General features: G+C 66.2%; 18 protein-coding genes. 4 read left to right on the plus strand and 14 right to left on the minus strand.

The features are described from left to right. Positions 1 to 69: 69 nt before the first annotated feature. The 7 genes from ACIPZB_RS15555 to ACIPZB_RS15585 form a co-directional block, all read right to left on the minus strand. On the minus strand, positions 70 to 1,716 hold the full coding sequence (locus ACIPZB_RS15555; RefSeq protein ID WP_400641299.1) for a dipeptide ABC transporter ATP-binding protein: 1,647 nt from the start codon (positions 1,714 to 1,716) through the stop codon (positions 70 to 72). After that, positions 1,713 to 2,567 carry an ABC transporter permease gene (locus ACIPZB_RS15560; protein ID WP_400641301.1) on the minus strand — a complete coding sequence of 285 codons (855 nt, stop codon included), beginning with the start codon at positions 2,565 to 2,567 and terminating at the stop codon, positions 1,713 to 1,715. The genes ACIPZB_RS15555 and ACIPZB_RS15560 overlap by 4 nt, the downstream gene beginning before the upstream one ends. 139 nt (positions 2,568 to 2,706) lie before the next feature. Further along, complete coding sequence (locus ACIPZB_RS15565) at positions 2,707 to 3,762, minus strand: NADP(H)-dependent aldo-keto reductase (RefSeq protein WP_400641303.1); 1,056 nt, start codon at positions 3,760 to 3,762, stop codon at positions 2,707 to 2,709. 142 nt (positions 3,763 to 3,904) lie between these two features. Next, positions 3,905 to 5,254, minus strand: a complete 1,350-nt coding sequence (locus ACIPZB_RS15570) for an LLM class flavin-dependent oxidoreductase (protein ID WP_400641305.1) — start codon at positions 5,252 to 5,254, stop codon at positions 3,905 to 3,907. Positions 5,255 to 5,268: 14 nt separating this feature from the next. Beyond that, positions 5,269 to 6,513, minus strand: a complete 1,245-nt coding sequence (locus ACIPZB_RS15575; RefSeq protein WP_400641307.1) for an acyl-CoA dehydrogenase family protein — start codon at positions 6,511 to 6,513, stop codon at positions 5,269 to 5,271. A 21-nt stretch (positions 6,514 to 6,534) separates the two neighbouring features. Next, positions 6,535 to 7,467 carry an ABC transporter permease gene (locus tag ACIPZB_RS15580; protein ID WP_400641309.1) on the minus strand — a complete coding sequence of 311 codons (933 nt, stop codon included), beginning with the start codon at positions 7,465 to 7,467 and terminating at the stop codon, positions 6,535 to 6,537. Further along, complete coding sequence (locus ACIPZB_RS15585) at positions 7,464 to 9,173, minus strand: ABC transporter substrate-binding protein (RefSeq protein ID WP_400641310.1); 1,710 nt, start codon at positions 9,171 to 9,173, stop codon at positions 7,464 to 7,466. Before ACIPZB_RS15585 ends, ACIPZB_RS15580 begins: the two co-directional genes overlap by 4 nt. Before the next feature lie 491 nt (positions 9,174 to 9,664). On the opposite strand from ACIPZB_RS15585, the gene ACIPZB_RS15590 reads away from it, so the two are divergent. Then, positions 9,665 to 11,776 carry a TonB-dependent receptor family protein gene (locus ACIPZB_RS15590; RefSeq protein WP_400641312.1) on the plus strand — a complete coding sequence of 704 codons (2,112 nt, stop codon included), beginning with the start codon at positions 9,665 to 9,667 and terminating at the stop codon, positions 11,774 to 11,776. 121 nt (positions 11,777 to 11,897) lie between these two features. On the opposite strand, the gene ACIPZB_RS15595 is transcribed toward ACIPZB_RS15590, so the two are convergent. Beyond that, on the minus strand, positions 11,898 to 12,521 hold the full coding sequence (locus tag ACIPZB_RS15595) for a glutathione S-transferase family protein (protein WP_400641314.1): 624 nt from the start codon (positions 12,519 to 12,521) through the stop codon (positions 11,898 to 11,900). A 118-nt stretch (positions 12,522 to 12,639) separates the two neighbouring features. On the opposite strand from ACIPZB_RS15595, the gene ACIPZB_RS15600 reads away from it, so the two are divergent. Further along, positions 12,640 to 13,176, plus strand: a complete 537-nt coding sequence (locus tag ACIPZB_RS15600) for a GNAT family N-acetyltransferase (protein ID WP_400641316.1) — start codon at positions 12,640 to 12,642, stop codon at positions 13,174 to 13,176. Positions 13,177 to 13,188: 12 nt separating this feature from the next. Here ACIPZB_RS15600 and ACIPZB_RS15605 read toward each other — a convergent pair whose 3' ends face one another. From ACIPZB_RS15605 to ACIPZB_RS15615, 3 genes are all read right to left on the minus strand, one after another. Beyond that, entirely contained in the window at positions 13,189 to 14,067 is an 879-nt protein-coding gene (locus ACIPZB_RS15605; protein ID WP_008100921.1) for a DMT family transporter, read from the minus strand. A 173-nt stretch (positions 14,068 to 14,240) separates the two neighbouring features. Further along, positions 14,241 to 16,334 (minus strand): EAL domain-containing protein, encoded by a 2,094-nt coding sequence (locus tag ACIPZB_RS15610; protein WP_400641319.1) that lies wholly within the window; start codon positions 16,332 to 16,334, stop codon positions 14,241 to 14,243. A gap of 143 nt (positions 16,335 to 16,477) precedes the next feature. Continuing rightward, a complete protein-coding gene (locus ACIPZB_RS15615; protein WP_400641321.1) occupies positions 16,478 to 16,972 on the minus strand; it encodes a GNAT family N-acetyltransferase in 495 nt (164 codons plus the stop codon). A 273-nt stretch (positions 16,973 to 17,245) separates the two neighbouring features. On the opposite strand from ACIPZB_RS15615, the gene ACIPZB_RS15620 reads away from it, so the two are divergent. Continuing rightward, entirely contained in the window at positions 17,246 to 17,563 is a 318-nt protein-coding gene (locus ACIPZB_RS15620) for a hypothetical protein (RefSeq protein WP_400641323.1), read from the plus strand. Positions 17,564 to 17,611: 48 nt separating this feature from the next. On the opposite strand, the gene ACIPZB_RS15625 is transcribed toward ACIPZB_RS15620, so the two are convergent. Further along, the gene (locus ACIPZB_RS15625; protein ID WP_008100931.1) at positions 17,612 to 17,824 is read right to left on the minus strand and encodes a PLDc N-terminal domain-containing protein; all 213 of its coding nucleotides are present in this window, start codon (positions 17,822 to 17,824) and stop codon (positions 17,612 to 17,614) included. 275 nt (positions 17,825 to 18,099) lie between these two features. Between ACIPZB_RS15625 and ACIPZB_RS15630 the strand changes: the two genes are divergently transcribed. Then, positions 18,100 to 19,107: a GlxA family transcriptional regulator gene (locus ACIPZB_RS15630; RefSeq protein ID WP_400641325.1), complete on the plus strand. Its 1,008-nt coding sequence runs from the start codon at positions 18,100 to 18,102 to the stop codon at positions 19,105 to 19,107. A 7-nt stretch (positions 19,108 to 19,114) separates the two neighbouring features. On the opposite strand, the gene ACIPZB_RS15635 is transcribed toward ACIPZB_RS15630, so the two are convergent. Both ACIPZB_RS15635 and ACIPZB_RS15640 read right to left on the minus strand, forming a co-directional pair. Continuing rightward, entirely contained in the window at positions 19,115 to 19,786 is a 672-nt protein-coding gene (locus tag ACIPZB_RS15635; protein WP_008093737.1) for a TetR/AcrR family transcriptional regulator, read from the minus strand. 198 nt (positions 19,787 to 19,984) lie between these two features. Further along, the gene (locus ACIPZB_RS15640; RefSeq protein ID WP_400641327.1) at positions 19,985 to 20,914 is read right to left on the minus strand and encodes a malate dehydrogenase; all 930 of its coding nucleotides are present in this window, start codon (positions 20,912 to 20,914) and stop codon (positions 19,985 to 19,987) included. Positions 20,915 to 20,966 lie beyond the last annotated feature (52 nt).

A 20,966-nucleotide genomic window follows, 5' to 3' on the forward strand; every position in this document is an offset into this window, starting at 1 on the left:
AGTACCACCGGTCTCGAGTGCGGCGGGGTACCTGTGGGAGCCAGCTTGCTGGCGATAGGGCCAGTGGCTTCAAACAGCAATCCGGCTGACCCAGCGCGGCTGCGCGGGCGGCAGGCTGGGCACGGCATCGAGCAATGCGCGGGTATAGGCATGACGCGGCTGGCGCAACACCTGCGCAGCACTGCCCTGCTCCACCACCCGCCCGCCCTGCATCACCAGCACCTGGTCGCTGACCTGCTCGACCACACCCAGGTCATGGGAGATGAACAGGCAGGCCAGGTTCAGCTCGGCCTTGAGCTCGGCAAGCAACGCCAGGATCCGCGCCTGCACCGACACGTCCAGCGCCGAAACCGGCTCATCCAGCACCAGCACCCGCGGTTTCATGGCCAGCGCGCGGGCAATGGCGATGCGCTGGCGCTGACCACCGGAAAGCTCCAGCGGGCGCCGGTCGAGCAGCGGCGTTGGCAGTTGCACCCGCTCCAGCAACCTCGCCGCCTCGGTACGCCGCAAGCCGCGCGGCACGCCGGCCTGGGCCAGCGCTTCGGACAACACGCGCAACACGGTAAAGCGCGGGTCGAACGAGGCCAGCGGGTCCTGGAACACCACCTGGATGCCCTGGCGTACCCGCCGCTGCTGCTCGCCCGAGAGCCCCACCCAGTCCTCGCCGGCGAACTGCACGCTGCCGTGCTCCGGGTGTTCCAGGCCGAGCAGGATGCGCCCCAAGGTGCTCTTGCCAGAGCCGGACTCGCCCACCACGCCCAGGGTCTGCCCCGCGCGCAATGTCAGCGAGACATCCTTGAGTACCTGACGCAGCTGGCCATCCGGCCCCTTGAACGACTTGCCCAGGCCGCGGGCCTCCAGCAACACCGGTTGCTCGCTCACGGCGTTCTCCACCAGGGCCAGCGCAGGGCCTGAAGGACGCTGAAAATGCACCGCCCGCGCGGCACTGAGCAGGCGTTGGGTATAAGGATCCTGCGGGTCCTGAAGAACCTGTTCGGCACTGCCCTGCTCCACCACTTCACCCCCGCGCATCACCGCCACCCAGTCTGCCAGGCGCGCAACCACCGCCAGGTCATGGCTGACCATCAGCAAGCTGTTGTCGCGCTCACGCAACTGCTCCAGCAGGTCGAGGATCTGCGCCTGCACCGTGGCATCCAGCGCCGTGGTCGGCTCGTCGGCAATCAACAGGCGTGGCTGGCAGGCAATGGCCGAGGCGATCAGGGCACGCTGGCGCAAGCCGCCGGACAGTTGCCAGGGATACTGCCGAGCCCGCACCTCCGGCTCGGGCACGCCGACCTGGCGCAACAACTCGAGCACGCGCAAGCGTCGCTGTTCGGCGCCCAGGCCGGTGTGTAGCAGCAATGGCTCCTCGATCTCGGCACCCACCCGGCGCAGCGGGTCGAGCGACCCCAGCGCATCCTGCATGACGAAGCCGATGTGCCCGCCGCGCAAGCGCTGCCAGGTAGCTTCATCGACGCCGAGCAGATCCCGCCCGGCGAAGGCCAAGCGTTGCGCCTGCACCTGCGCGCCCTGCCCGGTCAGGCCGACCAGGGTGCGCGCCGTGACGCTCTTGCCCGAGCCCGATTCGCCGACCAGCGCCAGGCACTGCCCGGCGTGCAGTTGCAGGCTTACGCCATGCACCACGGGCACGCCGTTGAAACTCACCCGCAGGTCACGGATATCCACCAGCGGTCCCTTCTTTTCAAAGCTGTTCATGCGCGTCTGCCCTCGCTGCGCCGCAGCCAGTCACGGCCGATGACGGTGATGGAAATAACGGTCAAGGTGATTGCCAGCGCCGGCCAGGCCATCAGCCAGGGGGCGTTGGCCATGAAATTGCGGGCCACGGCCATCATCGCGCCCCACTCGGCGGCGGGCGGTGGCGCACCGAATCCGAGGAAGCTCAATGCCGCGGCGGCGGTGATCGACCCACCCAGGCCAATACAGGCGAGGATCAGCACCGGCTGCACGGCATTGGGCAGGACGTGCCCGAGCACCACGGCCAGCGGCCGGCGGCCCAGGGTCAGCGCCGCCTCGACGAAGCCGGCGTGGCGGATGGTCAGGGTCTGGGCCCGCACCAGCCGCGCGTAACGGGGCACCGAGGCGATGCCCACGGCGAGGATGAGGTTGCTGGTGCCCTGGCCGAACAGGGTGATGATCACCAGCGCCAGCAGCAGGTCGGGGAAGGCCAGCAGGACGTCGACGGCGCGCATCAGCAGGTTGTCCAGCCAGGCGGGCGCCAGGCCGGCGAGCAGCCCGAGCAGTGTGCCCAGGCCAAGGCCGACCAGGGTCGCCGCCAGGCCGATGAGCAGCGATGGGCGGGCGCCGTGGATCAGCCGGCTGAGCACATCGCGGCCGTTTTCGTCGGAGCCCAGCCAGAAGACGCTGCTGGGCGGGTGGTAGGCCAGGCGGGCGTCGGCGGCCAGGGGGTCGGTGGGGGCCAGCCAGCCGGGGGCGGCTACTGCCAGCAACAGCAGGGCGAGCAGGGTCCAGGCCAGGTACAGGCCGGGGCGGGATAGCCAGCGGGGGCGCGTAGTTAAAGTGAGGGGTGATGAGGCGATCGCGTTCATGACTGTCCTTCTGATCCAGCGCTGTCTGAGGGAGCCGGCTTGCCGGCGATGCGGGCACCGCGGTGCATGGCACCGGCTGCGCCGGTGATCGCCGGCAAGCCGGCTCCCACAAAAGAAAAAGGCGCCTGCCGAGCGCGGGCTACGGGGCTGGGTTGGGCAGGCGCCGGTGAACTGCCTGAATCTCGGCCAGCACTTCGTCACTCAGCTGCACCTCCAGCGCACCGAGGTTTTCCTGCAGCTGCAGCAAGGTGGTCTGCCCGGTAATCGCGCTGGCCACGAACGGCTGGCGGATGACGAAGGCCAGGGCCAGTTGCGCCGGGGTCAGGCCATGCTCGCGGGCAATCTGTACATAGCTGGCAATGGCGCTGTTGGCCTCGTCGCTGCCATAGCGATTGAACGTGCGGTACACCGACGACAACCGCGAGCCCTCGGGCCGTGCGCCGTTCAGGTACTTGCCGGTCAGCGCGCCGAAGGCCAGCGGCGAATAGGCCAGCAGGCTGACGCCCTCGCGGTGGCTGAACTCCGACAGGCCGTTCTCGTACAGGCGGTTGAGCAGGCTGTAGGGATTCTGGATGCTGGCGATGCGCGCCAAGCCCCGGTCTTCGCTGTGGCGCAGGAACTGCGCCACAGCCCAGGGGGTTTCATTGGACACGCCAATGTGGCGAACCTTGCCGGCCTTGACCTGCTCGTCCAGCACCGCCAGGGTTTCTTCGACGGCCGCCGTTTCCGGGTGGTCGTCGGCATAGGGGTATTCGCGGATGCCGAAGAAGTTGCTGGTGCGGTCGGGCCAGTGCAGTTGGTAGAGGTCCAGGTAGTCGGTCTGCAGGCGGCGCAGGCTGCCTTCCAGGGCGGCGACGATGTGCTTGCGGTCGTGGTGCGACAGGCCATCGCGGATGTGCGCCTGGGCGCCGGGGTCGCGGGCGGGGCCGGCGATCTTGCTGGCCAGCAGGAGCTTGTCGCGGTTGCCGCGGGCTTTGATCCAGGTGCCGATGTAGCGCTCGGTGGTGGTCCAGGTTTCGGCGCGGGTGGGCGTGGGGTACATCTCGGCGGTGTCGATGAAGTTGATGCCGGCGGCGATGGCGGCGTCCAGTTGCTGGTGGGCGTCTTGTTCGGTGTTCTGGTGGCCCCAGGTCATGGTGCCGAGGCTGAGGAGGCTGACTTGGAGATCGGTGTGGCCTAGGCGGCGGTAGTGCATGGGGGGGGATCCTTGAGTTATGTAGTGGGGTTGAGATCTTGGGGCTGCTTTGCAGCCCTTTCGCGACACAAGGCCGCTCCTACAGAAACCGCGATCCTCTGTAGGAGCGGCCTTGTGTCGCGAAAGGGGCGCGCAGCGCCCCTCAAACAGCCGACGCGACCTCGCGCCGAGCCTCGGAAAACTGGTTCACCGCCCTGGGCAAACCCAGGTGCTCACGCAAGGTCGTGCCGCTGTACTCGGTCCTGAACAACCCCCGCTTCTGCAGCAACGGCACCACCTCCTCGACGAACACCCGCGCCCCCGACGGGAACATGTCAGGCATGATGTTGAACCCATCCCCCGCCCCCGCCAGGAACCATTCGGCCAGGGTGTCGGCCACCTGCTCCGGCGTGCCCACCGCCAACCGATGCCCCACCAGAATCCGCCGCGACAGCTGGCGAATGGTCAGGTTCTCACTGCGCGCCAGGTTCAACTGGGCCTCCAGAAACCCATGGGACCCGCGCTCGAAATCCGCCACCGCACCAATCCTCTCCCACGGCAGCGGCGCATCCGGGTCCAGCTCGCTGGCATCGATCCCGATGCGCCCGGCCACCTGTTGCAACAGCCCATGTTCGCCATGCCAGGCATTGAGCTCGTCGAAGCGGGCATGGGCCTCGGCCTCGGTGCTGGCGATCACCGTCGACAACCCCGGCATGATCTTCAGGTGCTCGGGGTTGCGCCCCCAGGCCTTGGCCCGGGCCTTCATCTCGCGGTAGAAGGCCTGGCCGTCAGCCAGGGTGGTCTGGGTAGTGAAGATCGCATCGGCATAGCGCGAGCCCAGTGCCTTGCCGCCCTCGGAAGAGCCGGCCTGCACCAGCACGGGCCTGCCCTGGGGCGAACGTGGCAGGTTCAGCGGGCCGCGCACCTGAAAATGCTGGCCCTTGAAGTCCAAGGTGTGGACCTTGCGCGGGTCGGCGAACCGCCCGGCGGCGCGGTCACCGATGATCGCGTCGTCTTCCCAGCTGTCCCACAACTTCAGGGTCACGTCGACGAACTCCTCGGCGCGCCCGTAGCGGTCCACATGCAGCGGCGCACCGGTCAGGCCGAAGTTCTGCGCCGCCGCGTCACCGGCATTGGTGACCACGTTCCAGGCCGCGCGGCCAGCGCTGATGTGGTCGAGCGAGGCGATGCGCCGGGCCAGGTTGAACGGCTCGTTGTAGGTACTGGAGCAGGTGGCGATCACGCCGATGCGTTCGGTGGCCGCGGCCACGGCGGTCAGCAGCACGGTCGGCTCCAGGCGCCCGCCCGGCTGGGCGGACACATCCGGCGGCAGCGCCGGGCCGTCGGCGAGGAAGATCGCGTCCAGGCAGCCGCGCTCGGACAGCTTGGCGATGTCGCGGTAGTAGTTGACGTCGATGTAGGCATCGATCGCCGCCTCACCCTGGCGCCAGGCGCCCGAGTGCGAACCGAAGCCGAGGATGTTCATGCCCAGGCTCATCTGTTTGGTGCTCATGGTGATTCTCCTGATCAGACCGCGCTGGCTTCGTCGCCGCTGCCCTGCCCTTCGCTGGCGGCGGCATGGCGGGCACGCCAGGCCTGGGCCGGGCTGATGCCGTTGAGGTAGTAGTTGCCCAGCGCCTGTTCGCGCTGGATCGCCGGGTTGTGCGAGGCCAGGGTGCGCGCGTTGCGCCAGTGGCGGTCGAGGCTGCGGGCGCGGCTGGTGGCCGAGGCGCCGCCGACTTCGAAGAGCAAGGTGCTGGCCTCCAGTACCTGCGGCAAGACCACCTGCTGGGCCTGGAAAGTGTGGATCTCGGCGTCGGTGTACAGCTGCTCGGGCACCTCACCCGCCTGGCCGGCCTCGAACACCGCCTGCAGGCTCTGGCCCACGGCGCTGACTTGCGCCTCGGCGGCGAAGGCCAGGCTGGCCAGGCGGCCCACCACAGCCTGCACCAACGGGTCCTCGGCAGGATGCGACTGACCTGGCACGCCGAAGGTACGGGTGCGGCCCTGGACGAAGGCCACCGCATCGGCCAGTACCGCGCGGCCGATGCCCGCCAAGGTGGCCAGGTGCACCGCCTGGTAGAACGCGGTGAGGTACGACTCGGCGCGCAACTCGCCCTTGGCGAAGCGGCGCAGCAGGTGCTCGGCTTGCACGCGTACCTGGGTGAAGCGCGTGGTGCCGCTGCCGGTCAGGCGCTGGCCGAAACCGTCCCAGTCATCCTCCCGCTCCACCCCCGGCGCCCGCGTCGGCACCGCCAGGCTGACGAAGTCGTCGCCGTGGTTGGCGACCGCCGCCACCCAGTCGGCGTACAGCGTGCCGGTGCAGTAGTACTTCTCGCCGTCCAGGCGGTAGCCATCGTCGCCGTCGCTCAGTTGCACGGTGTTGCCAGTGCTGTCGGTGCGCTCGGCCATGGCTGCGCCCCACAACTCGCCGGCCACCACACGCGCGAACCAGTAATCCTGGGAGGCGGCGTCGTTGGACGACAGCCGCCCTTCGACGAAACCGAAGTGGGCACGGAAGATCTGCGGCAGGTTGGCGTCGGCCTGGCCCAGGCGCACCAGTTGGCGCAGCAACTGCGGTAGGGTGGCGCCGAGGCCGCCATGGCTGCGCGGCACGCGCACGGCGCCGAGGCCGGCTTCACGCAGCCAGGCCACCGGCTCGTAGGCCAGGGTGCGTTGCTGCTCGCGGGCCACCGCGCCTTCGGCGATGCGTGCATAAATGGGCGCAAAGTGCGCATCCAGTTCGGCGTCGGTAATCGGGGTTTGACTCATGACAGTTCCTTTCTCGTGAATTCAGGGACGCGTGGTGCGCGGGTCGATGGCCTGGGTCGCCAGGTCCACCAGCAGGTTGACCAGCACGTACAGGGCGGCCGCCAGCAGGGTCACGCCGAGCACCAGCGGCACGTCCTTGTTGGCGGTGGCGTCGAGCATCAGCCTGCCGATGCCCTGGCGGCCGAACAACAGCTCCAGCACCACCGCGCCACCGAGCAGGCTGGCGAAGACGAAGCCGGCCAGGGTCACCAGCGGCACCAGGGCGTGGCGCAAGGCATGGCGCAGGCGCACGGCGGTGTCGGACATGCCCCGGGCGCGGGCCTGGGTGATGAAGGGTTGTTCCAGCACCTGCTCCAGCGACTGGCGCAGCACCTGGGCCAGCACCGCCGCTATCGGCAGCGCCAGGGCCAGGCTCGGCAACACCAGCGAGCGCCAGCCGCGCGAGCCGGACGGCGGCAGCAGGTGAAAGTGGAAGGCGAACGCCAGCAGCAACAGCGTGCCGATGACGAAGTTGGGCGCCGACGACAGCACCAGCTCGATCCCCGACACCAGCGCCCGCAGGCGTCGGCCACGGTTGGCGGTGAGCAGTGCCGAGACCAGGGCAATCAGCACGGCCAGCAAGGCTGCGCTGCTAGCCAGGGCCAAGGTCGCGCCGAGCTGCTCGGCAATCGCCTGGCCGACCGGGATGCGCAGCCGGTACGACTCGCCCAGGTCAGCGTTGGCCAGGCGTGCCAGGTAGTGGCCGTACTGCACCCACAGCGGCTGGTCCAGGCCATATTCGGCGCGTACCTGGGCGAGCATCTCGGGGGTCGGCATGGCATCCGGGCCGCCGAGGATCGCCAGGGCGGTATCGCCGCCGCTGTACTGCACGCCGAGGAAGGTCAGGCTGGCCGCCGCCCAGAGCACGATCACGCCGTCGCGCAGGCGACGCAGCAGGGTTGCCAGCAGCTTCATGGTTGCTCCTTTGCCAGCCACACGCTGGTGAACAGGGGAACGTTGTGCGAGCCGTCGAACAGCACACCGCCGACGGCCTTGCGGTAGGCCAGCAGCATCTGGCTCTCCACCGACGGCACTGCCGGCACGGTCTCGGCCAGGCGTTGCTGGGCCTGGCGATACAACGCGCGGCGCTGGGCCGGGTCGGTGCTGCGGCGGGCTTCGCCGAGCAACTGGTCGAGGCTGGCGTCGCGAAAATGCCCGACGTTCTGGCCGATCATTCGCGCGCTGGGGATCGACTGGCTGTGGTAGAGGATGTACAGGCCGTCGGCGGTATTGGTGTGCCAGTAGCCGCCGCCGATGGCATCGAAGTCGCCGGCGTAGCGCAGGGCCATGACCCGGGTGATCGGCAGCAGCTCGATCTGCAGGTCGAAGCCGACCTTGCGCAGGTCGGCCTGGGCGGCGACCGAGACGTTGGCCGGGAACGCCGGGTTGTCGTAGGTCAGCAAGGTGGCGCCCAGACGCTGCCCGTCGCGGGTACGGAAACCCTGGCTGTCGCGGCCGGTCCAGCCGGCGGCATCGAGCAGGCGGCCGGCTGCGGTGGGGTCGAAGGCCAGGGCATCGCGGGCCACCGGGTCGTAGCCGGGGGTGTTGACGGCGAGGAAGTCGCCCTTGGCCAGGTACTCGCCGAAGCCGGAGATCCAGGCCAGGCCGTCGCGGTCGATGGCCTTGGCCACCGCCTGGCGGACCTGTACATCGTCGAATGGCGCGCGCTCGACGTTGAAGGTGATGCTGCGCGCAGGGTTGCCCTTGCGGATGCGGTTGCGCAGGGTCAGCGCCGGGTTGGCACGGATCGCCGCGGCGTTCTGCGCGGGGGCGTCCAGAGCCATGTCGCTGTCGGCGGCTTCCAGCGAGGTGTAGCGGATCATCGCTTCGGGCACGTAGCTCAGCTCGATGCCGTCCAGGTAAGCCTCGCCTGGGTGGCCGATGGCGGGCGGCGCCCAGTGGTAGCCAGGCCGGCGAGCGAAACTGGCGCCCTGGTCGCGCACCCAGCCGGTCAGCACGAAGGGACCGGTGCCGATCGGCTGGCTGGCAATGCTCTTGGGCGCATCGAGGATCTGTCGGGGCGAGATCATGCCCAGCCAGGCTTGCGACAGCACATCGAGAAACGGCGCGTAGGGCGTGCGCAGGGTCGCCTCGAAGGTGAAGTCGTCGACTACCCGGCCCTGCAGGTACGGGGCGATGTAGGCGGCGGCCAGCGGCGACTTGGTCTTCGGGTCGCGCATGTGCTCCAGGTTGACCCGGACCGCTTCGGCATCGAAGCGTTCGCCGTCGCTGAAGGTGACATCGTCGCGCAGGTGGAAGGTGTAGGTCAGGCCGTCGGGGCTGATGTCCCAGCTTTTGGCCAGCCACGGCGTGAGGGTGCCGTCCTCGGCTTGATACACCAGGCAATCGAAAAGGATGCGGCCCAGCCACTGCATGTTGCCGTTGGACTGGGCATGGATATCGAAGCTGCCGGCATCGCTCGAGGCGGACACGCGCAAGGTGCCGCCCCGCTCGCCCACGCGTTGCTCGACGAAGTCGCTGGCCGGGTAGCGCATCACGCCGTTCACCTCGGTCACGGTTTCACCGTTGAGGGTGCCAGTGGTCTGCGTTGGCGTGGCTGGCGAGCAGGCGGCAATAAATAAAGCGCTGCCCAACAACCATGGCTGAATGAAATGATTCATCGAATGCAGCGACTCCCTTCTCTATACAGGCCAATTGCCTTTTATGCCAGAAGGGGTATTGCAGTTGTCGTGCCAGCTTGTTGCCCGCGTATTTACTACGCCAACTCGGTATTGATCGCATTACAACTGAACAAACTGCTCATCCACTGTTGCAATACAAACAGCCACCACGCTGCGGGCCCCTGTTGGAGCAGGCTTGCCCCGCGAAACAAGCACCGCGGAGGATGGCACCGGCTTTGCCGGTGTTCGCGGGACAAGCCGCTCCCACAGACAGAATGGGTATTTATATATAACCGGCACTGTCTGGCTTACAACAGCGACACAACAAAATTTATTATTCCGTTCAATATTCAAGTTAGAACTTGCGGCCACCCCCCAGAACTTCCGGCACTTTGCCAGCTGGCACAGAAACTGCTCTTACTGTTTTCGACAGGCCTGACTATGCCCATAGAACGCCGAGGTACCTACGATGACTTTCAAGGAATACAACGATGCGTGCGATCCAACCCCATCCACTGCGCCTGGCCATCCGCCACGCCGCCCTGGCCACAGCCGCTACGGCCCTGCTGGCCCCGTTCACGGTTTCAGCGGCTGACCAGACCCTCGGCACGGTGACCGTGCAGGGCGCCAAGCAGAGCGAAGTACAACAGGCCGCCAGCGCCCTGGCCGAAGTGCCGGGCGGCACCAGCGTGGTCGACAGCGAAGAGGTCGCCAAGGGCCGCACCGCGACCCTGCAGGACACCCTCGCCTACCAGCCCGGGGTGTTCGTGCAGTCCACCGGCGGCAACGACGCCGCCAAGATCTCGATCCGTGGCTCCGGCGCCAACACCTCGCCGGGCTACTTCCGCGAAGGCATCAAGTTCCTCTTCGACGGCCTGCCACTGACCGGCCCAGGCGGCACCCCCTACGAATTCCTCAACGCCGCCGGCGTGAACTACACCGAGATCCTGCGCGGGGCCAACGCCTTCCAGTACGGCGCGCTGACCCTCGGCGGCGCGGTCAACTTCGTCAACCACAGCGGCTACAGCGCCCCGGGCCTGCGCCTGCGCGCCGAGGCCGGCAGTTACCACTACCAGAAGCAGACCATCAGCTACGGCGGCGTCGAAGGCGACCTGGACTACTACCTGCAGGCCGACAACTACCGCAACGAAGGCTACCGCGACTATAGCCTGGCGAAGAGTTCCGGCATCGTCGCCAACGCCGGCTACCGCTTCAGCCCGAAACTGGAAACCCGCCTGCTGCTGCGCTACCGCGACGAAACCCACAACGACCCCAGCGCCACCACCCTGGACAACGCCCTGCACCACCCCCGCCGCGCCAGCGCCACGGCAGAAAGCAGCGGTGCCGGCGCGCGCCGCCCCGGCAGCATCTGGGTGGGCAGCAAGACCACCTACACCTTCGACGACGATGCCCGCCTGACCTTCGGCGCGTCGTACCACGACTACCGCCACACCAACAGCCCGCGCAGCCCGAGCAACCCCAGCTACTGGGACTGGCATGACCTGGGCCTGCTGCTGGGCTATGACCGCGTCGACGCCCTGTTCGGCCTTGAGAGCCGCAGCAACATCGCCTTCACCTCCACCCAGCATTTGCGCGGCGGGGTGAACTCGGCCAACGATGACAAGGTGTCGCTGAAGAAGGTCGACTACCAGGACTCCTTCGACCGGGTGATCGCCTTGGGCAACGACCTCAACCTGGTCGACAACCTGTGGCTCACCAGCGGTGTGTCGTTCATCAACGTGCGGCGCAAGGTCGACATCGATCACGCGGTCAACCGCAACACCACCACCTTCCCGCAGCATGTGGACTACGACAACTGGAGCGTCGCTCCGCGCATCGGCCTGCGCTACGCGTTCAACCCGAACCTGCAGGTGTTCACCAACTTCAGCCGCAGCATCGACCCGCCTGCCTCGTGGGAATACTCCGGCTCCGGCCCGACCCTGCCGTACATCCGCCCGTTGGTGGAGCAGAAGGCCAACACCTTCGAGGTCGGCATCAAGGGCTCGCACGGCATCTTCGACGGCAGCCTGGCGCTCTACCGTTCATGGATTCATGACGAGCTGCTGAACGTGCAGATCATCCCGGCGACGTCCAGCTCGGCGGCGGTCACCGGTGCGTTCAACGCCTCGCCGACGATCCACCAGGGCGTCGAAGCGGGCCTGAACACGCGCCTGTGGGAGAACCCTCAGGGCGACCTGGTGCGCTGGCGCCAGGTGTACACCTACAACGACTTCTACTACCGGCATGACGACACCTTCGGCGACAACCAGCTGCCGGGCGTGCCCAAGCACATCTACCAGGGCGAGCTGCAGTACCAGGACCACAGTGGCTGGTACACCGGGGTGAACGTGCAGTCGGCGTCGCGCACGGCGGTGGACTATGCCAACAGCCTGTATGCGCCGTCGTACACCATCTGGGGGGCGAACCTGGGGTATGAGGCGCCGAAGGGCAACTGGAAGGTTTCGCTGGATCTGAAGAACCTGGCCAACAAGGCCTACGTGACGGCGGTGACGCCGGTGTACAACGCGCGGGGGCAGGACACCGCGTCGTTCTGGCCGGGGGACGGGATCGGGGCGTATGTGGGGGTTGAAGTGAGGTACTGACAGGTCGGTTGGCTCGATGGCCTCATCGCCGGCAAGCCGGCTCCCACAGGGTCGGCGCACATCCCGAGGGCTGCGCTGTACCTGTGGGAGCCGGCTTGCCGGCGATGAGGCCCCTGCGCAATCAAGCCGTCCGAGGCATCAGCTCATAGGGGTGCTTCCACCCCTGCACCGCCTGAATCCGCTGCTTCCACGCCTCGATATGGCTGAACTCGGTCAACACGATGCCGGTGTCCTCCGGCATGAACACATACCCCGCCAACGACAGGTCCGCGATGGTCAAGCGCCCGCCGACCATGAACGGCGTCTTCGCCAAGTGTGCATCGACAATACGGTAGGCCGCCGTGGCACGTTCGCGCAGAAAACCGGTCACGTCCGTTTCACCCGTCTTCTTCAGGCACAGCAGAAAGCGCAGCGCCGCGTAGTAGCTGGTGAACTTATGGTTATCGAATAGCATCCAGCGCCAGATCTCGCGCTTCTCGGCGTCGTCACGCGGGCCGAACTGGCCGGTGCGTTCGGCCAGGTATTCGAGGATCAACGCTGACTGGGTCAGTTTCTGCCCCGCGTGTTCCAGTACCGGCACCTCGCCTTGCTCATTGACTTCGTCACGCCACTGCTGGCCGCGCGTCTGGCCGTTGAAGAAGTCGACGAAGACCGGCTGCCAGTCCTGGCCGGTGAGTTCGAGCATGAGGGCGGCCTTGTAGGCGTTGCCGGATTCGGCGAAGCAATGCAGCTTGTAGTCGGGCATGGCGATCCTTCACTTCCCTGGGATGATGGGGGGTCCCGAGCAAATCACGCACTGCCAGGCACGGTCAATCCCCTCTATGATTAGGGGACTTACCCGACAGACAACGCCAGGAAGGCCCATGCCCTACCCCACTCTGCCCCGCACCCTTTCCACTCCACGTACCCGCCTGGTACGCCCCGACCCGGCACTGGCCGCACAGGTGCTGCAGGCCCTGCTCGACAGCTACAGCCTGCACGAGCCCTTTCTGGCCTGGGCCAAACCTGACTGGACGCTGGACGAAGTGCGCGAAAGCCTGCAGGCAAGTGCCCGCGAGTTCCTCGACCCAGCGGCGGAAAAGCGCTTCTTCGTGCTGAAACCGGACGGCGATGCCGTGCTCGGTTGCATCGGCCTGCGTCCCGGCAATGGCGAGTATGAAGTGGGCTACTGGGCGAGCCAGGCCAGCAGTGGCCAGGGCCTGATGCGTGAAGCGCTGGTCTGCCTGCTGGATGCCCTCGACACACCCGTGTGGCTGACCACTGACATCGACAACCAGGCCAGCCAGCGCCTGGCGCAACGTTCAGGGTTCGTGCTGGCCGGCAGCCTGCTCACCGAACTCGACCCGAGCACACCGCGCCCACTGTATCGGCGCGTGCCGAAGGGTGAGCAAGGCCGCTAGCGGTGCGGCGCTTCACTTGCTGCGCTGCATCCACGCTGCCCCCAGCCCGCTCACGCAGATGATCGCGATCCCCAGCAAGCTGGCGCTGTCCGGCACCTGGCCGTAGATCACCAGGCCCAGCAGCCCGGCGAACACGATCTGGCAATAGCTGAACGGCGCCAGCAGCGCCGGTGCGGCATGCCGGAAGGCCTGGGTCAGCAGCAGGTGGGCGCTCATGCCGAAGCCGCCGAGGGCCAGCATCAGCAGCGCGTGGTCCCAGCGCGGCAGCTCCCAGAAGAACGGCACCAGCGCGCTCATCGCCAGGGTGTTGCACAACCCGGCGTAGAAGTTGCTGGTGGTCGGGCTGTCATAGGCCGAGACGATACGGGTGAGCAACTGGTAGAAGCAGAAGCCCATGGCCGAGCCGAGCGGGTAGAGAATCGCCGGGGTGAACATCGCGCCACCTGGGTGCACCACCACCAGCACGCCAATGAACCCAAGCCCCACCGCCAGCCACTGCCCCGCCGTGACCCGCTCCCTGAGCAGCGGCGCGGACAGTGCGGTGACCAGCACCGGCGCAAGGAAGTTGACCGACGTGGCCTCGGCCAGCGGCAGGTACTGCAGGCCGGTGGTGAACAGCAGGCTGGTGCTGAGCAGGCTCAGCGCGCGCAAGGTCTGCAGCAGCGGGCGCCGGGTGCGCAGCACGTTGAGGCCGGCCTTGGGCAGGAAGATCCCGGCCATCAGCAGGGTGTGCACCACATAGCGGACCCACACCACCATGACGATCGGGTACAACCCACCGAGAAACTTGGACAAGGCATCGTGGCTGGCAAACAGGAACGTCGCCACCACCACCAGCACAATGCCGCGCAAAGGCTGGTTGACGCCGGACAACGGGGTACTGGAACTCATGGCGATCTCGACGGCGGCGCAGCTGGATGCAGCGCCAGGGTGACTCGACAGCAGGGATTCTAGAAGAGATAAGACGACTTACCCAAGCGCAATCGCCGCTGCGCTTGCAGGGGTACCAAGCTTTCCGTTCGCTGATCGACCACTTTGTGCGAGGGCCGCTTAGCGGCCCCTCGTTACAACGCGACCACTTGCTTCAAACGTTCGCTGGCCGGCGCCGGCCGTCCGTAGAAGTAACCCTGGAAGTGCGAGCAGCCCTCGGCCGCCAGCCGGCGCATCTGCTCTTCGGACTCCACGCCCTCGGCCGTGGTCTTGATCATCAGGCTGTTGGACAGGTCGGTGATGGCGCGGATGATCGACATCGCCTCGCGGCTGTCGCACATGTCATGCACGAACGACTTGTCGATCTTGATCCGGTCGAACGGGAACGAGCGCAGGTAGCCCAGCGACGAATAGCCGGTGCCGAAGTCATCCAGCGAAATCGACACGCCCAGGTCCTTCAGCGCCCGCAGGGTGCGCACGTTCTCTTCGCTGTTGCCCAGCAGCACCGACTCGGTGATCTCCAGCTCCAGGCGCTGCGCCGGCAGGCCCGAGTCAGCCAGGGCCAGGGTCACGATATGTACCAGGTTGCCGTTCTTGAACTGCACCGGCGAGAGGTTGACCGACACCGTCTGCTCGCTGTCCCAGCTGGCCGCCTCCTGGCACGCCAGGTTCAGCGCGCGGGTGCCGAGCTCGTGGATCAACCCGGTCTCCTCGGCGATGGGAATGAAGTCCATGGGCATGACCATGCCGCGGGTCGGGTGCTCCCAGCGCAGCAATGCTTCGTAGCCGGTCACGCTGCTGGTCTGCTGATCCACCACCGGCTGGTAATGCAGGTGCAGCTGGCCCAGGTGCAGCGCGGTGCGCAGGTCGGTTTCCACCAGGCGACGCTGACGGGCGGCGACATCCAGCTCGACGTTGAAGCATTCGTAGCGGTTGCGGCCGTTGCGCTTGGCTTCGTACAAGGCCATGTCGGCATAGCCCAGCAGTTGTTCGGCCTGGTCGTTGTCATCGGGGGCCAGGGCAATGCCGATGCTGACGCCCACCGTGAACTGATGGCCCTCGATCTGGAACGGCGGGCTGATCGCCTCGATCAGCCGCTTCGCGGTATTGCAGGCGGCATCGCGGCTATCCAGGCCGGCCAGGACCACGGCGAACTCGTCGCCGCCCAGGCGCGCCAGGGTGTCGTGCTCGCGCAGTTCGCGGCGCAGGCGCTTGCCCAGCGCGCGCAGCAGTTTGTCGCCGAAGGCGTGGCCGAGCGAGTCGTTGATGTTCTTGAAGTTGTCCAGGTCAAGGCACAGGGCGGCGGTCAGCTTGTCATGCTCATGGCCGCGCAGCAGGGCCTGCTTGAGGCGCTCGTTGAACAGCGTGCGGTTGGGCAGGCCGGTGAGCGCATCATGGTGCGCCATGTGGTGGATCTGCGCGTGGGCCGCCAGCTCCTCGGTGGCATCTTCGGCCACGAACAGCACGTAGTCGGCCTGGCCCTCGCGGTTCTGGCTGAGCAGCGCGCGGCTGCGCAAGGTGCGCGGGCCACACAGCGTATCGACCCGGGTTTCGGCGGCGAAGCCCTTGGTGCTGCGGGCGCCACGGATGAGCTGCTGCTCCAGGTAGTCGGCGGCGGCCGGGGCCATGCATTCGCCGGGCAGTTGCCCGATCATGCTGCTGCCGCGCGCGCCGAACAGGCGTTCGGCCTGCTGGTTGGCCAGCAGGATGCGCTGGCTTTCCAGGTCCTGAACGATGACGCTGGCAGGAATGTTGGCGATCACCGAATCGAGGAACTGCGAGAGGTTGGCCATCTCCTGGCTGTACTGCTCGGCCAGTTCCTTGGCCTGCAGCAGCTCCAGTTCCTGCTGCCGGCGTTCGGAAATGTCGCGGGTGACCTTGGCAAAGCCGACCAACTGGCCGGCGTCATCGCGCACGGCATCGATCACCACATGGGCGTGGAAGGCGCTGCCATCCTTGCGCAGACGCGCGCCGATCTCCTCGAAGCGCCCGGTGCGGCGTGCCTGCTCCAGGTTCTGCTCGGGCACACCGGCGGCGCGCTCGTCTTCGGTGTAGAACAGCGAGTAGTGCTTGCCGACGATTTCCTCGGCAAGGTATCCCTTGGCCCGCTGGGCGCCGGGGTTCCAGTTGGCGACAGTACCGTCGGGGGTGAGCAGGTAGATGGCATAGTCCACCACGCTCTGGATCAACAGCCGGTACATGATGTCGGGGCTTGCGACTAGCGACATGAAATTTACCTGAACCTGCGACGTGCGCGAAAAGGAACCCCGGAACAGAGCGGCCGGATCGTGAACAGCGATGGTGGCATTATGCCGTTTGAGCTGTTTTTTTGTGAAGTGGGTCACATAATTTTGCGCATGCCGTTTACGACTCAGTGGCGGGCAGAAGTGATGCGATAAGTGAGCAGGTCCGGGTCGTCGTCCAGCATGATCTGCTGCACCGGCCGTGGCAGGTCGGCGACCACCGCCTTGCAGAAGGCGACGGCTTCAGGGTCAAGGGCGTAGCAGCGCAGCAGCCAGTCGCCGGGCTTGCCGAGAAGCTGTTGCGCCACTGCCCGGCCGATGCCTTGGCGGCGATAACGCTTGAGGATGAACAGGTCGGCCAGCTCATGGGCCTCGACATCCGGCAACTCGCTGCGCTCGATTAGCACGAAGCCTGCGATGTAGCCGTCGACCAGCACCAGGTTGGCGCTCCAGCCTGGGGACTGCCAGTAGCGCTGCAGGTGCTCTTCATGGATGTAGAAGCGCCCGTCCACCTCCACGTCCTCCTGCTCCCAGGCGGAGGATTCGTAGGCGTAGAACTGGTAGAGATTGCGGATCAGCTCGGCCTGGTCGGGGGTGGTTGGCAGGAGTTCGATGGGTAGCATGGGGGTGGCTCGGGGGAAAAGGTCATTCTAAGGCTTTTGCGTTGGCAGTACCGGCCCTATCGCCGGCAAGCCGGCTCCCACAGAAAGTCCGGCGGGGTACCTGTGGGAGCCGGCTTGCCGGCGATAGGGCCGGTACAGACGCCAAACTTGTAGGAAATTTCGCGGTTATGGCCCCGGTGTTCAACACCACGTATGTAGGCGCCAGGCGTTCGACCTTGTAAATTGCCGGCTCCGGCACGGAGGCCAGCCATTTGCCTGTATCAAGGAGATACCATGACCAAGCACCATTTCCAGCTCGCCTACACCATCAAGCCCCGCAGCGATGACGACGAGGGCGCAGCCGCAGACGCTCGCCTGCATTTGCGCAACATCGGCTGGGACACGCTGCCGCAGATCGAAACCACCTTGCTCGGTGAAGTCCACCTGTTTCACAGCACCACCCACGACCGCATCGATGAAGCCGAAAAGCAGATACGTGACCGCATTCATGAAGAGCTGAAAGGCTTGAAGGTCCTGACCCGGGTCAAGTTCTACGCCAGCGTGATGGTCGACGGCCTCGGACCTGCCATCCGCTTCAGCATCCTCGCCTGACGTTACCCGGTCGCATCAGGCGCAGATCGCGCCTGATGCACGACAGCCTCATTTCTCCTGCAGCACCGCCCTGCCCTTCACCGCCCGCGGGCCGCGCCAGGCCCAGAACAGCAGACCGGGGATAGGGGCATAGACGACGAAGACGACCCACAGCATCTTGCGCTCGGCACGCCGGTCGCTGCCGATGATGTGCCAGATGGCGAAGATTTCCAGCACGATGATCAAGGCCGCGACAATGATCCAGATCGTTCCGATTTCCATGAGCGCTCTCCCGTTGGCATGTAAGGGGTTGGGTTGCTGCCAGCGGTGAGGGTTCAGTTGGATGTTGGCTGCATGGGCCCTATCGCCGGCAAGCCGGCTCCCACAGGTACATCACCACTCTCAAGGCCTGTGGTGTACCTGTGGGAGCCGGCTTGCCGGCGATAGGGCCGCAGTTGTCTCAACCCGACCTCGAATACGACACCGCCACCCTGGCGATTGTCTTTCCCCCGGCCACCCGCCACACTCTGCGGGCCAGCCAGGAAGCGGAGTCCAGAGTGCCCACCCCACGCCAGTTCAGCCAAAAGACCAGCACCAGCAACATGCTTCGGCTCAAGTCCGCCGCCGGCAGCCCCCAGGTGCCCTACCGGGTCGACTTCGTGTTGCTCGAACACTTCTCCATGGCCAGCTTCACCGTGGCCATGGACGTACTGGTCACCGCCAACCTGCTGCGCGCCGACAGCTTTAGCTTCACCCCGCTGTCCCTGGACGGCGACCGCGTGCTGAGCGACCTGGGCCTGGAGCTGGTAGCCACCGAGCTGTCCGCCGGCGAACTCAAGGCGTTGGACCTGCTGATCGTCTGCGGCGGCCTGCGTACCCCGCTGAAATACCCGGAGCTCGACCGCCTGCTGGACGACGCTGCCGCCCACGGCATGGCCCTGGGCGGGCTGTGGAATGGCGCCTGGTTCCTCGGCCGGGCCGGGGTGCTCGACGACTACGGCTGCAGCATCCACCCCGAGCAGCGCGCCAGCCTGTCCGAGCGCAGCCCGCAGACGCGCATCACCCCCGCCAGCTTCACCCTCGACCGCGACCGCCTCACTGCCGCCAGCCCCAATGGCGCCATGGAGCTGATGCTCGGGTTGGTGCGCCGGTTGTATGGCGACGGCCTGGCCGAAGGCGTCGAGGAGATTCTGTCGTTCTCCGGCGCGCGCTACCGCCAGGTCGGGCCAGGGGCGAAGAAGTCCATGAGCCTGCACCTGCGCACCATCGTCGAGCTGATGGAAAACAACCTCGAAGAAACCCTCAGCCTCGACCAGCTGGCCGCCTACAGCGGCCGCTCACGGCGCCAGATCGACCGCCTGTTCCAGGCCCAGCTCGGCACCTCGCCGCGGCGCTACTACATGGAACTGCGCATCACCAAGAGCCGCCGGCTGCTGCAGTACTCCGACCTGTCGGTGATGGAAGTGGCGGTGGCCTGCGGCTTCGTCTCGGTCTCGCACTTCAGCAAGTGCTACGCGGCGTACTTCGGCTACCCGCCGTCGCGCGAGCAACGGCTGGGCGAGTGAGCGCGATTCAGGCGCGCAGGTAACGCATCACCACATCGCAGATCATCGCCTTGTGGCGCTGCTTGACCTGCTCGTCGGACATGTCGATGTCGAAGATATGGCCGAAGGTGTGGCGGTTGGAAACCCGGTAGAAGCAGAACGAGCTCATCAGCATGTGCAGGTCGATGACCTCGATGCCGGGGCGGAACACCCCTTCGGCTACACCGCGCTGCAGGGTCTTGGCCAGGGCCTCGACCACCAGGCTGCTCATCTCGCGGATGACGGGCGACTTCTTCACGTACTCGCCGTAGTGGATGTTCTCGGTGCAGACCATGCGCACGAAGTCGACGTTGCGATCATGGTGGTCGAAGGTGAATTCGGTCAGGCGCTGGATCGCAAGCTCCGCGGGCAGCGACTCCAGGTCCAGGCTGTGCTCGGTCTTGCGGATGTCGCCGTAGAGCTTGACCAGGCACTCGACGTACAACTGCTCCTTGCTGCCGAAGTAGTAGTAGATCATGCGCTTGGAAGTGGCCGTGCGCTCGGCGATGGCGTCCACCCGCGCGCCGGCCAGGCCTTGCTGGACGAACTCGTTGATGGCGGCCTGGAGGATGTCCTCACGGGTTTTCTCGGGGTTGTTCTTGCGCGACTTGCGCACCCCTTCGATTTCAGGCTGGCCAAGGCTGACTACGGGATTGCTCATACCTACTCACGCGCTGTTTATTGGAATAGCTGGGGATTATCCGTGAGCGAGGCGGTGCAGGGAAGCTCGCTGTTGGTCGGGTGTTCAGGATTGGGGTTGCCTGGGCTGGCCCTATCGCCGGCAAGCCGGCTCCCACAGGGATCTGAGCTGCACCACGGATCTTGCGGGGGCTGGCTGGCCAGCCCCCGCAGTGGCCGCTTACAGCGCTTTCATTTCAGCGATATCACGCACCACATGATCTGCAGAGTGGTCGAACATCGCCTGCTCCTGCGCATCCAGCGGCAACTCGATCACCCGCACAATGCCATCCCCGGCCAACACGCAGGGGACGCCCATGGCTATATCCGTTCGCCCGTACTCGCCCTCGAGAATCGCCACTGTTGGCAAAATGCGGTTTCGCCCGTGGGCGATCGCATCCACCATCTGCGCAATGGCCACGCCCGGTGCATCGCAGGCGCTCCCGACCTTCTTCAGACCCAGAATCTCGCCGCCCCCCTGACGGGTGCGCTCGACGATGCGCTCTATCTGCTGATCGGACAAAAAGTGAGACAGCGGCACCGAGCCGACCGCGCAGTAGCGCATCAACGGCACCATGCTGTCGCCATGCCCTCCCAGCACCAGCGCCGTGATATCCCGAGCGCTAAACCCTGTTTCCTCGGCAATGAAACACTTCATGCGCGCTGTATCCAGGACCCCCGCCTGGCCGAACACCTTGTTGCGGCCCAGCCCACTGAGCGACCAGGCCCGATAGGTCAGCACGTCGACCGGGTTGGACACCACCAGGACCGTCGCCGCCGGGGCATGGCGTTTGATATCGGCCATGATGCTATCGAGAATCGGCACATTGATACTCAATACATCCTGGCGCGACTGACCCGGCTTGCGCGGCACCCCCGCGGTAATCACCACCAGGTCGGAATCCTGCAGCAATTGGGCATCGGACCCGCCGAGAACCCGGGTATCTGAACCTGACTCGACTGCCGCCTGCCAGATGTCCAGCGCCTTGCCCTTTGCCAACTCACCCTGCACATCGATCAGCATCAACTCATGGCAGAACTCTTCCCGCGCGATGATCTGAGCCGCTGCCTCGCCCACGATTCCAGCACCTACAATGGATAGTTTCTTCACCTGACACCTCCCGCAGCCCGCGCCACCAGCACGGCCGCCTGTACAGGGAAGT

Origin of the sequence: Pseudomonas sp. NPDC089396, assembly GCF_044749545.1 — a bacterium.
Lineage (GTDB): Bacteria > Pseudomonadota > Gammaproteobacteria > Pseudomonadales > Pseudomonadaceae > Aquipseudomonas.

Excerpts from the sequence above, each read along its gene's own strand:
- ACIPZB_RS15555 (WP_400641299.1), bottom strand. The coding sequence starts at position 1,716 with ATGAACAGCTTTGAAAAGAAGGGACCGCTGGTGGATATCCGTGACCTG.
- ACIPZB_RS15560 (WP_400641301.1), bottom strand. The coding sequence starts at position 2,567 with ATGAACGCGATCGCCTCATCACCCCTCACTTTAACTACGCGCCCCCGC.
- ACIPZB_RS15565 (WP_400641303.1), bottom strand. The coding sequence starts at position 3,762 with ATGCACTACCGCCGCCTAGGCCACACCGATCTCCAAGTCAGCCTCCTC.
- ACIPZB_RS15570 (WP_400641305.1), bottom strand. The coding sequence starts at position 5,254 with ATGAGCACCAAACAGATGAGCCTGGGCATGAACATCCTCGGCTTCGGT.
- ACIPZB_RS15575 (WP_400641307.1), bottom strand. The coding sequence starts at position 6,513 with ATGAGTCAAACCCCGATTACCGACGCCGAACTGGATGCGCACTTTGCG.
- ACIPZB_RS15580 (WP_400641309.1), bottom strand. The coding sequence starts at position 7,467 with ATGAAGCTGCTGGCAACCCTGCTGCGTCGCCTGCGCGACGGCGTGATC.
- ACIPZB_RS15585 (WP_400641310.1), bottom strand. The coding sequence starts at position 9,173 with ATGAATCATTTCATTCAGCCATGGTTGTTGGGCAGCGCTTTATTTATT.
- ACIPZB_RS15590 (WP_400641312.1), top strand. The coding sequence starts at position 9,665 with ATGCGTGCGATCCAACCCCATCCACTGCGCCTGGCCATCCGCCACGCC.
- ACIPZB_RS15595 (WP_400641314.1), bottom strand. The coding sequence starts at position 12,521 with ATGCCCGACTACAAGCTGCATTGCTTCGCCGAATCCGGCAACGCCTAC.
- ACIPZB_RS15600 (WP_400641316.1), top strand. The coding sequence starts at position 12,640 with ATGCCCTACCCCACTCTGCCCCGCACCCTTTCCACTCCACGTACCCGC.
- ACIPZB_RS15605 (WP_008100921.1), bottom strand. The coding sequence starts at position 14,067 with ATGAGTTCCAGTACCCCGTTGTCCGGCGTCAACCAGCCTTTGCGCGGC.
- ACIPZB_RS15610 (WP_400641319.1), bottom strand. The coding sequence starts at position 16,334 with ATGTCGCTAGTCGCAAGCCCCGACATCATGTACCGGCTGTTGATCCAG.
- ACIPZB_RS15615 (WP_400641321.1), bottom strand. The coding sequence starts at position 16,972 with ATGCTACCCATCGAACTCCTGCCAACCACCCCCGACCAGGCCGAGCTG.
- ACIPZB_RS15620 (WP_400641323.1), top strand. The coding sequence starts at position 17,246 with ATGACCAAGCACCATTTCCAGCTCGCCTACACCATCAAGCCCCGCAGC.
- ACIPZB_RS15625 (WP_008100931.1), bottom strand. The coding sequence starts at position 17,824 with ATGGAAATCGGAACGATCTGGATCATTGTCGCGGCCTTGATCATCGTG.
- ACIPZB_RS15635 (WP_008093737.1), bottom strand. The coding sequence starts at position 19,786 with ATGAGCAATCCCGTAGTCAGCCTTGGCCAGCCTGAAATCGAAGGGGTG.